The organism is Streptomyces sp. NPDC057543 (genome assembly GCF_042801895.1).
Lineage (GTDB): Bacteria > Actinomycetota > Actinomycetes > Streptomycetales > Streptomycetaceae > Streptomyces.
Window position 1 is genome coordinate 52209 of record NZ_JBHVFF010000004.1, and the last position, 14485, is coordinate 66693.

Consider the following 14485-nt stretch of genomic DNA (forward strand, 5'->3'; position numbering starts at 1 on the left):
TCACAGCCCCGTGGTGCTCGGGGCCCCGGCCGCCTGTCTTGCCGGAGTCATCAGGTAGGGCCGGACGCTCTTGACCAGCATCGCCATCTCGTAGCCCAGTACCGCCGCGTCCGCCTCACGGCCGGCGAGGACGGCGAGGCAGGTGCCCGAGCCCGCGGTGGAGACGAACAGGAGCGTCGAGTCGAGCTCTACGACCACCTGGCGTACCTCGCCACTGTCACCGAAGCGCGCGCCGGCGCTGCGGCCGAGCGAGTACAGGCCGGCAGCCAGCGCCGCCATGTGGTCGGCGCTGTCGGCGTCCATGCCGTGGAGGGCTTTCACCAGCCCGTCGGCGGAGAGAAGGACTGCGCTGCGTGTGTACGGGACGCGCTGGACCAGCCCGCTCAGCAGCCAGTCGAGGTCCGAGACCTGACCGGACGACATATCGGTCGCCATGGTGCATCTACTCCTTGGAGGTGTTCGTTTCGAGGGGGTTGGTGGTCCCGCCCGCGTGCATGTCCGGGGCCGGGGTCTGGGGGTTGGTGGTCCCGCCCGCGTGCGTGTCCGGGGCCGGGGTCTGGGGGTGCGGGGCGACGGTTGCCGTGAGTCCACGTACCGGCAGCGGTTCGAGCGGGGCCCGGGGCTGCCGGGCAGGCGCCGTTCCGGGGCTCGTGCCCGCCGCCTGGACGGTGTCCGTCTCGGATTCGGCACGGGCCTCCGCGAGTTCGATGCCGCGCCGGAAGGCCGCCATGAGTCCCGGGTCGTGCAGGGCCTGTTCATCCTCACTGCGTGGGGCCGGTGCCTCCCTGAGCTGTGGGACGAGGTGCTCCTGGTTGGCCCGCCTCGGGAGTTGGGGGCGGCCCATGGTGCCGCGTACCACGCCGGGCTGGGGTTGAAGCGCCTCGGGGTGAAGCGCCTCGGGCGCGTCGTCGGTGCCCCGGTCTCCGATACCGGACTCGGCCCGGGCCGGGCGGTCGAGGCGCTCCGCGCGCAGTGGGAGCGGTGGGGCTTCGCCCTGGCGTCCGGTCTGCTGGGCCGGCTGATGCAGGCGCAGCGGCTGGCTGGGGACGTAGGGCCGGCGGTTACTGCTCGGCTGCGGACTCGGGGCGGGGCCCCGGTCGGGCCCGGGACCGAGGCCCCGGTCCGGGTTCGGCCTGCGGTGGCTGCCGGTGCCGTCCTCGACCGGTGGCCGGTGCACGGGACCGGGGGGCGGGACCGGAGCCGCGTCACCCCCGGCCGGAACGTCACCGTCCAGGCCCAGGAGGGACCGAGGGAGGACGAGTACGGCCTGCGTACCGCCGTAAATGTTGCTCTGCAACCGGACCGCGATACCGTGCCGTCGGGCCAGTGACGCGACGACGAACAGGCCGATCCGGCCGTCCTGGAGCAGATGGGCCACGTTGACCTGGTCGGGTTCGGCGAGCAGGGCGTTCATCCGCTTCTGCTCGTTGCCCGCCATACCGAGGCCCCGGTCCTCGACCTCCAGGGCCAGCCCGGCGGTGACCTGCTGGGCACGTAGCAGCACTTGGGTGTGCGGGGCCGAGAACACCGTGGCGTTCTCGACCAGTTCGGCCAGCAGATGGATCACATCGGCGACGGCGTGTCCGCGCAGCGTGCCGTCGATCGGCGGTACCAGTTTGACCCGCGGGTACTGCTCGACCTCGGCGATCGCCGAGCGCAGGACCTCGGTCATGGTGACCGGGTTGCTCCACTGCCGCCGGGAGACGGCGCCACCGAGGACGGCGAGATTTTCCGCGTACCTGCGGATGCGGGTGGCGAGATGGTCGACATGGAAGAGGCCCTTGAGCAGATCGGGGTCCTCGACCTCCTGCTCCAACTCGTCGAGCAGCTGGATCTCGCGGTGGACGAGCGACTGGAGCCGGCGGGCGAGGTTGACGAAGACCTCGACCTTCTGGTCCTCGCCGGTGTGGTCGGAGAGCCGGGACGCCTGCACGACCGCGGCCACCGCGACTTCCTGCTGGCGGCCGAGTTCCTGCGCGAGCAGCTCGAAGACGTCGCTGCCGGGAACGGCGGGCTGCGCGGGCCGCCGTGCGGGCACGGGCTCGCCGTTGCGGAGCTGTTCCACCACCCGTCGCAGTTCGGCCTGGCCGAGGGCGCTGGCGCGGCGGAGCGCCAGACAGCGGCCGAAGACGGTGGTGGCGACGCGGTTGGCCGCGAGGTACGCGGCCAACACGGCGGCGAGGGCCAGCGCACCGGCCCCGCCCAGCCCGATCCACAGTTCGGTGGACGGCCGGGCTCCGGTGGAGCGGACGGTGAAGACGACCGCTGCGGCTCCGCTCAACACCGCGGCGGCCGCCGGCAGCACCGCGGTGCGCAAGAGTTGGGGGCGGATACGCGCCTCGGGGGATGGTCGGGCGGCGCGCGGCCTGGCCGTGGCCGAGTGGGAACGGGCACCCGGTCGGCCGTGCCGTCCGCCCTCTCGGCGTTCCGGTCGCGCTTCGGGTGCGCGAAGTTGAGACATCAGTGTCCTCGGTACGTGGCGCACCAGGAATCGGCGTTCCTCCGGTGGCACCTACGGTTCTGGTCAGGCTCGGTTCATCGGTCCGGCGGGCTCGCAAGACATGAGCCCACCGTAGATCGCCGCGCACACACGGTAGTCGTCCATCACGCAGCTGCGACGGGCAGTTGTCGAACTTGCCCGCCATCCGTCCCGCTCCGGTATGAGTTCTCGCACAAAAGACCGGTTACACCGCATTGACACCTGGTCGACGGACACCCGAACGGCCCACGGGGATCACCGAAGAACGTCATCGACCGGGACCTGATCGAGTCCGGGTTCCGGCACCTGACGCAGGTGGCCGTCTCCGCACGCGAGGTCCTGCACCTGTATGCCGTCGGTCACACCCATGCCTCATGACGTCACGCACGTCTCGTCCGACCTGACAAGCACCGGACTCGGTGGGCCGAGGATGCCTGGCCATCTCTCGACCTGGCTCCGCTTGACCTTGACACAGTGACAAGGTCTTCACTGTGGCCAAGGAGGTGGTCCTGATGACCATGCCGAAAGAGGACAGAAACACGATGCGAGCTCTCCAGGGGCTGGAGAACAACAGCTCGTCGGCCCGGCTGCAGGCAGCGCTGGCGGTCGGCACGACCCCGGACCCGGGGTTCGTCGGCAAGCTCATCGAGCGATGCGCGATCGAACCCGAGTTCTACGTACGCGAAATGCTGACGTGGGCACTCACCCGCCACACGGCATCGACGACGGTCCCGGTGCTTCTCGACGAAGTCCGCTCGGAGCGTGCGCAGGCACGGAGCCAGGCGTTGCACACGCTGTCCAAGATCGGGGATCGGCAAGCGTGGCCGGCGATCACACCGGCGCTGCTGTCCGACGCCGTCGACGAGGTGGCCCGGAGCGCCTGGCGGGCAGCGGTCGTGCTCGTGCCCGAAGGTGAGGAGCACGAGTTGGCCCTGGTGTTGGCGACACAGCTCGGGCGCGGCGAACGCGAGACGCAGCTGAGCCTCAGCCGGGCGCTGATCGCGCTCGGGGAGGTGATGTTGCCGCCACTGGGCGCCGCGGCGACGGATCTCGACCCTCGCGTGCGCGCGCACGCCATCGCCACGGAACGGCTTTGGCGCGACCCGGATGCCGGATTCGATTTCGCGATCGAGGAGGCGAAGCGCATCATCGCCCTCGGCGGGGACGGCCAGGAGGGGCGGTAGGCAGTGTTGATCGGTGATGTCGCGCGACGGTCCGGGGTCAGCGCCCGCATGCTCAGGCACTACGAATCGCTCGGCCTGGTGCGGCCGACGGGTCGGACCGACTCCGGCTATCGCGCGTACTCCAGCGAGAACATCCGGCGAATCTTTCATATCGAGAGCCTGCGGTCACTGGGACTTTCGCTGCACGACGTCAGGCGCGCGCTCGATGACCCCGGCTTCGCGCCCGCGGAGCTCGTCGACGACCTCATCCGCCGGACGCGAGATCGCATCGCAGCGGAGACGGAGCTGCTCACGCGACTCAGTCGGATCGGTGCCGCGGAACCCGCCGGCTGGGAGGACGTCCTCCAGATCGTCGCGCTCCTCCAGGCGTTGGGGTCGAAGAGCGCGGGGGCGCGGCAGCGCGCGGCCCTGTCCGCGGTCGAGGAAGTTCCCGTGCCGGTGGAAGCACTGGTCGAGGCCGTGCTGAGCGAGTCGGACCCGAACGTCGCCGGAGCCCTGCGTTGGGCTCTGGCGCGATCGGGCGAGGACGCGCCGGCACTGTTGGCGGAGGGCCTCTGCTCACCCGCGGCCGAGGTACGGAAACGGGCCGTCCAGTCCATCGCCGAGATTCCGAACGGTGAGGCGACCGCACTGCTGCGGGACGCCCTCATCAACCCCGACATCGTGGTCCGCAGGTACGCGGCTCTGGCCCTCGGGGCACGTGGAGTAGCCGACGCGGTCCCGACGCTCATCGACATGATCGTCGAGGGGAGGAACGACGCCGACGCAGCCGATGCACTCAGCACGCTGGCGAGTGATCCCGCGTTGGAGGATCAGATCGCCACTGGGCTCGTCGACTGCCTCGCCCACGGCACCGTTGGATCGTCTGCACGTCGACGGCTGACACAGGCGCTCGCCGACATTCCGGGGATCCCGACGTCACGCGCCCTCGCAGATCTGTCACATGACGAAGACCGTGCCGTTGCGCTTACTGCGAGATACATTCTCAAGCTACGCAACGCACGATAGCGAATCTCTCCCGGGGCTGTGTGGGGCCCAGTTGTTGCTGGTCACCGCCGACAGGCCCACGGCATCCCGAGGACCCCGGAGAACACCGCCAGTGTCTGGGACGCTCCCACGACGGCTTCACCACCAAGATCCATCTCGCCGCCGAAGGGCGATGCCGGCCTCTCGCCTTCGTCCTGACGCCCGGACACTACGGTGACGGCCCCCGGCTCGAGCGGGTACTGAAAAAGGTTTCCGTGCCTCGCACCGGAGTCGGCCGACCTCGTACCCGGCCCGACCGTGTCCTGGCGGACAAGGCCTACACATCCCGGAGGAACCGCCGCTGCCTGCGACGACACGGAATCCCACACACCATCCCTGAACGCCCCGACCAGCCAACTGATCGTTTCACATGTCGGACGAGGCTCGGCCGAGCTCGCGGACGAACTCCTCCGCCCGGGACCATCCGCCGTAGCCGGAGGCAGGGTTGAGGTGTCCGACCGGGCCGAGGTCCACGAGGCGGCTCCCCCACGCCCGGGCGAGATCGGCGACGTGATCGACATTGGCCAGGGGGTCGTTCGTGCTCGCCGCGACGATGCTGGGGAAGGGCAGGGGTGTCCGCGGCGTCGGCGTCCAGCCCTTTTCGCGCAGGACTTCCGGGGTGGGATAGCCGTCCGGCAGCGGGGTGACGAAGTCGGGCGGCGTCGCCAGCAGCGCCCCCTTGACCGGACGCCGGTGTCGCTGCGCCCAGTGCACGGTGGTCATCACCCCTGCACTGTGGGCGACCAGTAGCACGGGGCCGGAAATGTCCGACAGCGTCTCGTCCAGTGCGGCAACCTGGGCGTCGCGGCTCAGCCTGTCCTTCTCCAGCGGGGGAACGGTTCGGGCGTCGGCGATCTTGTCGGCGAGGACCGTCTGCCAGTGGCCCGGCACGTGATCGCGCAGCCCGGGGACGATGACGACCGTCGGCAGTGCGCTGAGACTCATGACCGCAACTCCGGAATCTTGAGCGCCACGTCGGGGTGCAGCCCCAGGCGGCGCAGATCTTTTTCGTAGGAGAACTTCCCGATGGTGAAGGCCACGCCGCCCGCGAGCGCGACGAGCGGAATCAGCCGCAGTGCGCCGAGCAGGCCCAGGTGGTCCGCGAGCATGCCCGTCACCGCGGGTCCGGGAGCCAGCCCGAGCAGGCTGTTGGCCAGAGTAAGGGTGGCGAAAGCCGTCGCCGCGATGGCGGCTGGGGTCAGATTGGCCACCATGGCGGCCGCCGGACCGGCTGTACCGCCGGCCACCAGGGTCCCGGCCGCGATCAGCACGAGCTGCAGCGGGCCGGCCGGCAGGTGGAATCCCGCCATCAGCAGCACGAACGACCCGAGAGCGCAGACGATCGCGACGATCCACTTCCGGGCCGCGGCCTTCCGACTGAGGCGGTCCGCGACGATCCCGCAGAGGATCATGCCAATGCCGCTGATCAGCGCGAAGACCCCGGCGGCCAGGCCGGCCTTCGCGGGAGGCATGGCGTAGTACCGGTTGAGGAAACTGGGTATCCACGCGAGCAGGGCCATCGCGATGAACATCTGCAGCCCGCTGCCGATATAGGCGCAGACCACGGAGACCGAGGAGAACAGTCGCGGCAGCTGGGTCCGGATGGAGGCGCGTTCGCCGGACATGGCGCTCTTACGGATGGACGCCGGGCCCAGCCTCTTCTCGGTGACCACGAGGCCGTAGACCGCGGCCAGGACCAGCCCGAGGATTCCCATGGCGCCGAACGCCCAGCGCCAGCCATGCTGCTGGGCGATCACACCGCCGACCGACACACCCAGCACGGATCCGAACGATCCCCCCGCCATGAAGGCTCCGGAGAGCGTGGCCCGCAAACCGATGGGGAACACGCTGAGAACCACCGCGATGCCGACGCTCCCGTAGGCCGCCTCACCGACGCCCACCATGAACCGGCCCAGGAACATCTGGCCGTAGCTCGCCGAAATGGCGCAGCCCAGCGTCGCCAGGCTCCAGGCCATCGCGGCGATGACCAAGGTCCTGACCCGGCCCCAGCGGTCCGCCAGAAGCGACAGGGGGAAGGTGAGCACACCGACCATCAGGGCCACGATGCCGCTGAGAGAGCCCAACTGGGCATCGGAGAGCAGCCATTCCGCTTTCAGCAGAGGAAAAACCGCGTTGAGGACCTGTCGCGACATGTAGTCGGACAGGAGAAGCCCAAAACCGAGGGCGAACACCAGCCAGGCATAGCTACGGGATACAGCCGGTGCGGCGGGAGACGTCCCCGGCACCATTGGGCCGGCAGTGTGCAGTCCCATGGGCATCACCTTTTCGTCTCTGGTCGGGGCTCAGAAAGGTTGGTCGCCGACCATCCCCGCGCGTTCCATCTTGCGGACGGCGGGCCAGTAGTCCTGGACGGCGTAATGCTGGGTGGAACGGTTGTCCCAGATGGCGACGCTGTTCTTCTGCCAGCGCCAGCGCACCTGGTACTCGGGGACGGCCGCCTGGCTGATCAGGTAGTTCAGGAGATTGCCCGCTCCGGGCGCGTAGTCCTGGCCGAAACGCACGTTCTCCGGCGTGTGGTAGTTGACGAAGTGCGTGGTGAAGGCGTTGACGAAGAGGATCTGCTCACCGGTCTCCGGGTGGGCACGCACCACCGGGTGCTCCGGGTCCGGGAAGCGGGCCTTCAGCTGGTGGCGTTGCTCCGTCGGCATCACAGCGCCGAAGGTCGCCTCGATGCTGTGCCGCGCGCGCAGGCCCGCGATCTGCGTCTTGATGTGCTCCGGCAGCCTGCGGTAGGCCTCAGCCATGTTGACCCAGATCGTGTCACCACCCACGTCCGGTGTTTCCACGCAGCGCAGCACTGCGCCCATGGGCGGGCACGCGCGCCAGGTTGCGTCGCAGTGCAGCGCGTTCTCGTAGTGCTCGGGTTTGCTGTCCAGATCCTTGTAGATGCGGACCAGCCCCGGGTGGTCGGGGTCGCTGCCGACCACCGGATGGTCCTCCAGCGGGCCGAAGCGCCCGGCGAAGGCGATGTGTTCGGCGCGCGTGATGTCCTGGTCACGCAGGAACAGGACCTTGTACTGCAGCAGCAGCGCCTTGATCTCGGAGAACAAGTCGCCGTCGCGCGCGGCGTCGCCGAGGTGCACACCGGACAGTTCGGCGCCGATGGTGCAGGTCAGCGGCTCAACCTCGATCGAGGGACGGAGAACGCCCGGACGCACCAGGGCGGGCGTGTCTTCCTTCGGGCGGACGGGCTGGGGCATGTGCTCACTCCTGGGGGGTCACGTGCGGGCACGGCGAGCTCAGAGGACGAAGACGGAAGATCCCGTGGTCCGTCCCGCTTCCAGGTCACGATGAGCCTGTACCGCGTCCTGAAGGGCGTAGCGCTGGTTGGTCTCGATCTTGATGCGACCGGCCGCGACGTGCCCGAACAGCTCCCCGGCCAGGGCGTCCCGCTCCGCCGGCTCGGCGATGTAGTCGGCCAGCGCGGGACGGGTCACGAACAGCGAGCCGTGGATGGCCAGTTGCATGGCGTCGAGCGGCGGGACTCCGGAGGCTGTGCCGAAACACACCAACAGGCCGCGGCGTTGCAGCGAGGCCATGGATCCGGCGACGGTGTCCTTGCCGATACTGTCGAAGACGACCGGGACGCCCTTGCCGTCGGTCAGTTCACGCACCCGCTCGGCCACGTTCTCGCGCCGGTAGTAGATGATGTGCTCGCAGCCGTGGGCGCGGGCGACCTCCGCCTTCTCCTCGCTGGAGACCGTGCCGATCACCGTGATGCCGAGCAGCTTCGCCCACTGGGAGACGATCAGACCGACGCCGCCGGCCGCCGCGTGGAGCAGCACGGTATCGCCGGACGTCAGCGGATGGATCCGGCGCAGCAGGTACGCCGAGGTGAGTCCGCGCATGGTCATCGCCGCGGCGGTCTCGCAGCCGATCTCGTCCGGCAGCTTGATCAGTGAATCCGCGGGCATGACCCGCTCCGTGCTGTAGGCACCCAGCGGACTGCCGGTGTAGGTCACACGGTCGCCCTCGGCGACATGCGTCACGCCCTCGCCCACGGCCTCGATCACGCCCGAGGCCTCCACGCCGAGCCCCGCAGGCAGTGGAGCCGGATACAGGCCGGTTCGGAAATAGGTGTCGGCGAAGTTGAGTCCGACGGCGACGTGCCGGATCCGTACCTCGCCCGGACCCGGGTCGCCGACGGTGACCTCTTCCCACCGCATGACGTCAGGGCCACCGGTTTCGTGGAATCGAATGGCGTGTACCAAGGCGTGCTCCGTCTACTCGTGTGTGGGGCCGTGTGGGGGCGGCGGCGGGAATCCATGCCGCCGCCAGTGGGGTCGGGTCAGCTCTTGAGGTCGCGCAGCATGGAACCGCGGTGGCCGGGGCGGCGGTTGGGCACCATGCCGAGCTGGGCCAGGGTCTCGTCGGCGTCCGAGTACACTTCGCCGATCTTGTAGATCTTCTTCGCCTCCTGCCCGGTGGCGATCTCACGCCCGAGCGCACGGGCGATCTTGACCATCTGCTCGACCTGTTCCACGGAGGACATCCGCTCGCCCTTGTGCCGCCACAGGTTGTCCTCGTTGCCCACCCGCACGTGCGTGCCGAGCGCGATGCCGATCGCATTCATCGGCGCCACCGCACGCATGGATGCCTCGATGGTGAGCACGGCGCCGTCCGGGACGCGGCGGATGAACTCGATCAGGTCGGCCGGGTGCCGGCCGGCGAACCCGCCACCGATGGCAACGTAGTTGAGCACCAGCGGCCCGCTGTAGATGCCCTTGCGGATCAGCCGCTCCACGGTCTCCAGCTGCGTCATGTTGGCGAGCTGGAAGTGCGGCTGGATGCCGTTGGCACGGAGCCGCTCGAGGTGCTCGAGGTAGAAGTCCGGCCCTGCCTCTACCACCATGTCCCGATAGGCCTTGTAATAGCCGGACTTGGCGATCGAGGTGCCCTCGATGTCCTCGTCGTCGAAGAGCTCGACGATGTTCATCTGGTTGGTGTTGATCGCGATCGTCACCTGGTCGGGCCTGGGAGTGATCTCGGCCAGCATGTGGCGAGTGTCGTAGCTGAGCCACTTGGCGTCGCCACCCTCGTCCTCGGGGGCGAAGGAGATCGACCCGCCGATCTGCAGGACCATGTCCGGCACGGCCTCGCGCAGGCGGGCCATCAGCTCGTTGAACATGGAGATGCGCTTGGATCCGTGGCCGTCCAGCTCGCGCACGTGTATGTGGAGCACCGTGGCACCGGCGTTGTAGCAGTCGACGGCCGCCTGCACGTGCTCGTCCATGGTGAGCGGCAGGTCGTCGGCGTCACCGGGCAGCCACTCCGGCCCGTAGGGCGCGGCCTGGATGACCAGCCTCTCCTGGTTCTCCGGATACAGGGAGTCGTCGAAGAAGTGCATGGTCCATCTCCTTTGTCGGATGGGTCTTCACTCGCCGCACGCATCACTGCTTTCGATGCGAGGCCCAAAGGGCTTGCGAGGAGCGGACGCGGGAATGCAGACGGGGTTCCCGGGCTCGCCGGGGTATCGGAGTAAGATCAGCGGGCCCGGGAGGGGACATGTGGCTGCGAGCAGGGTTTCTGCCCGTCCTCGTGGTGTCGGTCCTGTCCCTTGCGGTGAGGCAACGTTAAGGGCGGGTTACGGCGCGCGCTTGACCGAAGGGGACAGAAGACTTGCCGCTTGGGGACATGCCTTGCCCCCGCGGCCGTCGTCCCCGGATCCAGGCAGGGTCATGCCGGGACATGGCGTGAACGGCCGTTCCACGCCCCTGCAGGAACTTTGGTGATCACTTCTCGCCGGAAGGCTGCTGCCTGGTACCGCGGACCCGCCACTCCCTCGGGCTGCAGCCGAACTGCTCGCGGAACCAGCGCGAGAAAGCACTCGGTGCCGAGAATCCCAGCAGACCGGAGATCTCCGTGAACGAGCGGCGCGGGTTCGCCACGAGCTGCTCCGCGAGCTGGATACGTGTGGCATTGAGAACGGCGGAGAATGTCTCGCCCGAGGCCGCGAGGTGCCGGTGGATCGTCCTCCGGTCGATGCCGAGGCTGTCTGCGACCTGCTCGATCGAACAGCGCCCGGTGGGCAGCAGGACTTCGATCAGCTCACGCACGCGATCCAGCACGGTGGTGTCCTTCGAGACCGCGATGGACTCGAAATACTGCCGGGCGTAGGTCCGCAGCAGCGGGTCCGACATGGGGTTGGGAGCCTTGAGATCGCTGGCGTAGAAGACGATCCCGTTGAACTCCCGGTCGAATTCAACCACGGGGCCGAAGAGGCGTCGGTGGGTACCGGGATCCGCCGGCGCGTCGTGCGTGAAGCACACGGACAACGGCTGCCACCGGGCACCGAGAAAGCTGCGCAGGACCCCGTGGAAGGCACCCACGGCCAGCTCCGTGGCCTGGCGGGCGGCCAATGCCTCACCCAGTTCGAGGCTCACCTTGAGGGTGGCCAGGCCGTTCGCCCCGGAGAGCCGGCTGCGGAGCATCTCGTTGTACATGTGCTCATGGCGGACGAGAAGTTCGAGGGCGCTGCGGACATCGGGCTCGTCGCGCAGGACCAGACTGATGGGGCCGAGATTGGAGAAGCTGCGTCGCTCGGCGAGGAGCAGGCCGAAGTCTCCGCGCCGTGCGACCGCCGCGGAGAGTTCGAGCAGCTGGGTGACCGCCGTGCCGGGGATCCATCTGTCCTGGACCGCGAGGCCGACAGGGTCCAGGCCCACGCGCTTCATCAGGGCCCGCGCATCGATGCCGAGCGACTGGCTGACCTCGACATAGTTGTTCAGCGCTGCATTGCGGACAAGAGGCTTCATGGGCGCGCTCCAGGGGGCTATGTCCCCAAGTGATAAGTGAGATGTCACGTCACGTCAAGCCATTGGCCACGTCGTGACCTAGCGTTGCACCACCGCGGTGGGTCTCTCCGCCTGGATACGGCGTCCCGGCGATCGGAAATCGAGCGGAGAACACCATCGCAAACAAGTCCGGCTGCCGGCCGGACCTGAAAAGGCGGCACGGAATTTCCTGCAGATCAACGCATTCGAGGAAATGAAACACACCGAAACCGTCAGAAATATTCCACAAGGAACGAAGAAAAACGGTACGCACATTTCCTGTTCCAGCCGGCAATGAGCTGCGCACGAGTTCGAAGAGAAATGTGCGACCCGAGGGAGGTCACCATGACGAGCGTGGTCAACGTTCTACGTCGGCCCTGCACCGGGCCGGCCGTGTGGGCGGGTTCGGACCTGGCGGACTCCGAGGAATGGGTCCTGGAGCTCTCGCCGGCTCAGATCGACGAACTCGATGCGGCCCTGCGCGCGGTGCGTACGCGGGGCCTTCCGCTGCTGAAGATGACCGCCGGCGACTTTCCGCTGCCGACCCTGGCCGGCGAGCTGGAGCGCATCGCCGGCGTACTCGAGAACGGACGCGGATTCGTGCTCGTCAAACGTATTCCGGTCGAGCGATACAGCCAGGCGGAGGTGAGTACCATTTTCTGGGGAATGGGCCGGCATCTGGGTGTTCCGGTTTCGCAGAACGCATCGGGCCACATGCTGGGCCACTCACGGGACACCGGCCGCAGCCTTGCCGACCCGGAAACGCGCGGATACCAGACCAGAGCGAGGCTGCCGTTCCACACCGACGGCTCCGATGCCCTCGGGCTGCTGTGCCTGCGAGCGGCCCGCTCCGGCGCACGGACCGCTGTCGTCAGCTCGGCGGCGGTCTACAACGCCATCCTGGTGCGGCGACCGGATCTGCTTGAACGACTGTACCGCACACATTTCCTCGACCTACGGGAGGAGCAAGCCCCTGGCGAGCGCCCGTACACCGCGGTCCCGCTCGCGTCCTGGAGCGAGGGCAAGCTCAGCATGCGCTACAACCGCTGCTACCTCGAATCCGCACAGCGCTTTCCTGATATTCCCCCCTTGGAGCCGACGGACGTGGAACTGTTCGACCTCGTCGACGCACTGGCAGAGTCACCGGAGCTCCGGCTCGAAGTCGACTTCGAGGTCGGCGACCTGCTGTTCCTCAACAACCATGCGGTTCTTCATTCCCGCACGGAATATGAGGACTTCACCGAGCCCGAACTGAAGCGCCACGTCCTGCGGCTGTGGCTGGCCATGCGGCAGGGACGCGGCCTGCCGCCCGGCTTCTGGGGACATCCGCACAGCACCGGCGGCGGTCCCGGCCGCGGCGGGGTTGCCCCCCGCGACGTGATCGCGGCACAGAACTCCGTGGGCCTCGGCGGCTGCCGGCACCAACGGTGACCGCCGCCAACCCGGATCGAGGAGGAAACCGAATGAACAACCTCGCCACGCTCCTGACCGAATCCGCCAGGGCCGACGGCGACCGCGTCGCCGTTCGCCAGGACGAGATCGCCCTCACCTATGCCCAACTGAACGCCGCGAGCGCCCGGTTCGCCACACTGTTGCAAGTCAAGGGCGTCCGGCCGGGCGACCGCGTCGCATTGGTCATGCCCAACGTCACCTGTTTCCCGGTCGCGTACTACGGCATCCTCCGCTGCGGTGGCGTGGTGGTACCGATGAATCCGCTGTTGAAGGCCCGTGAAATAGCCTTCACTCTCCGGGATTCCGGATCGCGGATCGCGGTGACGCTCCTGCGGTGCGCGGACCAGGTCGCAAAGGCCGCGGCGGAAGTCGGAGCCGACTGTCTGGTCACCGACTCGACGGAGTTCGACACCCAGGTGCGGGCCACCGAACCGATGCCCCGCGTCGCCGACCGGGCCGAGGACGACACTGCCGTGATCCTCTACACATCCGGCACGACAGGAACCCCGAAGGGCTCCGAACTGACCCACCGCAACCTGATGACCAACGCGGCCACCACGACCGAGACGCTGCTCCACGTCAGGCCGGTCGACGTACTGTTCGGGGGCCTGCCGCTGTTCCACGCCTTCGGGCAGACCTGCGCTCTCAACACCGCCGTCGCCGCGGGCGCCACTCTGACCTTGCTGCCGCGGTTCGAACCGGCCAGGGCGCTGGAGATCATGCATCACGACGGGGCCACCATCTTCCTGGGTGTCCCCACGATGTACACAGCCCTGCTCCACGCCAGGATCCCCGACGGCTACGACCTCTCACGACTGCGCCTGGCCGTTTCCGGCGGCGCTTCCTTGCCGGTCGAGGTACTGCACGACTTCGAACAGGCATTCGGCGTCACGGTACTGGAGGGTTATGGGCTGTCGGAGACTTCCCCTGTCGCTTCGTTCAACCCCCCGGACAGGCCACGCAAGGCCGGCTCGATCGGCCTCCCGATCCGCGGGGTCGAGCTCAAGGTCGTGGCGGACGACGGCACCTCGGTGGGCCCGGGCGAAGTGGGTGAGATCGCGATCCGCGGCGACAACGTGATGAAGGGCTACTGGAATCGTCCGGATGCGACCGCGGATGCCATCCGGGACGGATGGTTCCACAGCGGCGACCTGGCCCGTGTCGACGAGGACGGCTACTACTTCATCGTCGACCGGAAGAAGGACCTCATCATCCGCGGCGGATACAACGTCTACCCACGCGAGATCGAGGAGGTGCTCTACGAACACCCGGCCGTCGCCGAGGCCGCGGTGGTCGGCGTGCCGCACGAGACCCACGGAGAGGAGATAGCCGCCGTCGTGACCCTCCGGGACGGTGCACAGATCACGGCCGATGAGATACGCGACCATGTCAGACAGCGCGTGGCGGCGTACAAGTATCCACGGATCGTCACATTCACCGACGCACTCCCCAAGGGAGCAACGGGCAAGATCCTCAAGCGGGAGATCGCCGTCCAGCAGAAGGCCTCCGCGGGCTGAATCGATCTGGTCCGACGGCGGCAATCGAAAAAA

The 14485-nt window shown here is 68.2% G+C and carries 14 protein-coding genes; 6 read left to right on the top strand and 8 right to left on the bottom strand.

Going from position 1 to position 14485, the window contains the following annotated elements; all coding sequences use genetic code 11:
* Together ACFU8Q_RS01650 and ACFU8Q_RS01655 are read right to left on the bottom strand one after the other, a co-directional pair.
* Window positions 1-435 (bottom strand): roadblock/LC7 domain-containing protein, encoded by a 435-nt coding sequence (locus ACFU8Q_RS01650; RefSeq protein WP_384446623.1) that lies wholly within the window; start codon window positions 433-435, stop codon window positions 1-3.
* A gap of 7 nt (window positions 436-442) precedes the next feature.
* Entirely contained in the window at window positions 443-2461 is a 2019-nt protein-coding gene (locus ACFU8Q_RS01655) for an ATP-binding protein (RefSeq protein WP_384446625.1), read from the bottom strand.
* Between the two features lie 530 nt (window positions 2462-2991).
* Between ACFU8Q_RS01655 and ACFU8Q_RS01660 the strand changes: the two genes are divergently transcribed.
* The 3 genes from ACFU8Q_RS01660 to ACFU8Q_RS01670 are packed head-to-tail and all read left to right on the top strand — an operon-like array spanning window position 2992 to window position 5138.
* Window positions 2992-3663, top strand: a complete 672-nt coding sequence (locus ACFU8Q_RS01660) for a HEAT repeat domain-containing protein (protein WP_384446678.1) — start codon at window positions 2992-2994, stop codon at window positions 3661-3663.
* A gap of 3 nt (window positions 3664-3666) precedes the next feature.
* Window positions 3667-4671 carry a MerR family transcriptional regulator gene (locus tag ACFU8Q_RS01665; RefSeq protein WP_384446626.1) on the top strand — a complete coding sequence of 335 codons (1005 nt, stop codon included), beginning with the start codon at window positions 3667-3669 and terminating at the stop codon, window positions 4669-4671.
* Window positions 4672-4691: 20 nt separating this feature from the next.
* Entirely contained in the window at window positions 4692-5138 is a 447-nt protein-coding gene (locus tag ACFU8Q_RS01670; RefSeq protein ID WP_384446628.1) for a transposase, read from the top strand.
* On the opposite strand, the gene ACFU8Q_RS01675 is transcribed toward ACFU8Q_RS01670, so the two are convergent.
* The 6 genes from ACFU8Q_RS01675 to ACFU8Q_RS01700 all read right to left on the bottom strand — a co-directional run bounded on the left by ACFU8Q_RS01675 (window position 5056) and on the right by ACFU8Q_RS01700 (window position 11465).
* A complete protein-coding gene (locus ACFU8Q_RS01675) occupies window positions 5056-5634 on the bottom strand; it encodes an RBBP9/YdeN family alpha/beta hydrolase (RefSeq protein ID WP_384446630.1) in 579 nt (192 codons plus the stop codon). The two genes, ACFU8Q_RS01670 and ACFU8Q_RS01675, sit on opposite strands and share 83 nt — an antisense overlap.
* The gene (locus ACFU8Q_RS01680) at window positions 5631-6962 is read right to left on the bottom strand and encodes an MFS transporter (RefSeq protein WP_384446632.1); all 1332 of its coding nucleotides are present in this window, start codon (window positions 6960-6962) and stop codon (window positions 5631-5633) included. Before ACFU8Q_RS01680 ends, ACFU8Q_RS01675 begins: the two co-directional genes overlap by 4 nt.
* 30 nt (window positions 6963-6992) lie before the next feature.
* Entirely contained in the window at window positions 6993-7910 is a 918-nt protein-coding gene (locus ACFU8Q_RS01685) for a TauD/TfdA dioxygenase family protein (RefSeq protein WP_384446634.1), read from the bottom strand.
* A 39-nt stretch (window positions 7911-7949) separates the two neighbouring features.
* Window positions 7950-8921, bottom strand: coding sequence for a quinone oxidoreductase family protein (locus ACFU8Q_RS01690; RefSeq protein WP_384446636.1), 972 nt, complete (start codon window positions 8919-8921; stop codon window positions 7950-7952).
* A gap of 77 nt (window positions 8922-8998) precedes the next feature.
* A complete protein-coding gene (locus tag ACFU8Q_RS01695; RefSeq protein WP_384446638.1) occupies window positions 8999-10057 on the bottom strand; it encodes a 3-keto-5-aminohexanoate cleavage protein in 1059 nt (352 codons plus the stop codon).
* A gap of 385 nt (window positions 10058-10442) precedes the next feature.
* Window positions 10443-11465, bottom strand: a complete 1023-nt coding sequence (locus tag ACFU8Q_RS01700) for an AraC family transcriptional regulator (protein WP_384446640.1) — start codon at window positions 11463-11465, stop codon at window positions 10443-10445.
* 97 nt (window positions 11466-11562) lie between these two features.
* On the opposite strand from ACFU8Q_RS01700, the gene ACFU8Q_RS01705 reads away from it, so the two are divergent.
* The 3 genes from ACFU8Q_RS01705 to ACFU8Q_RS01715 are packed head-to-tail and all read left to right on the top strand — an operon-like array spanning window position 11563 to window position 14452.
* Window positions 11563-11781, top strand: coding sequence for a hypothetical protein (locus ACFU8Q_RS01705; protein WP_384446642.1), 219 nt, complete (start codon window positions 11563-11565; stop codon window positions 11779-11781).
* A 47-nt stretch (window positions 11782-11828) separates the two neighbouring features.
* On the top strand, window positions 11829-12914 hold the full coding sequence (locus ACFU8Q_RS01710) for a TauD/TfdA family dioxygenase (RefSeq protein ID WP_384446644.1): 1086 nt from the start codon (window positions 11829-11831) through the stop codon (window positions 12912-12914).
* 32 nt (window positions 12915-12946) lie between these two features.
* The gene (locus tag ACFU8Q_RS01715) at window positions 12947-14452 is read left to right on the top strand and encodes a long-chain fatty acid--CoA ligase (protein ID WP_384446646.1); all 1506 of its coding nucleotides are present in this window, start codon (window positions 12947-12949) and stop codon (window positions 14450-14452) included.
* Window positions 14453-14485 lie beyond the last annotated feature (33 nt).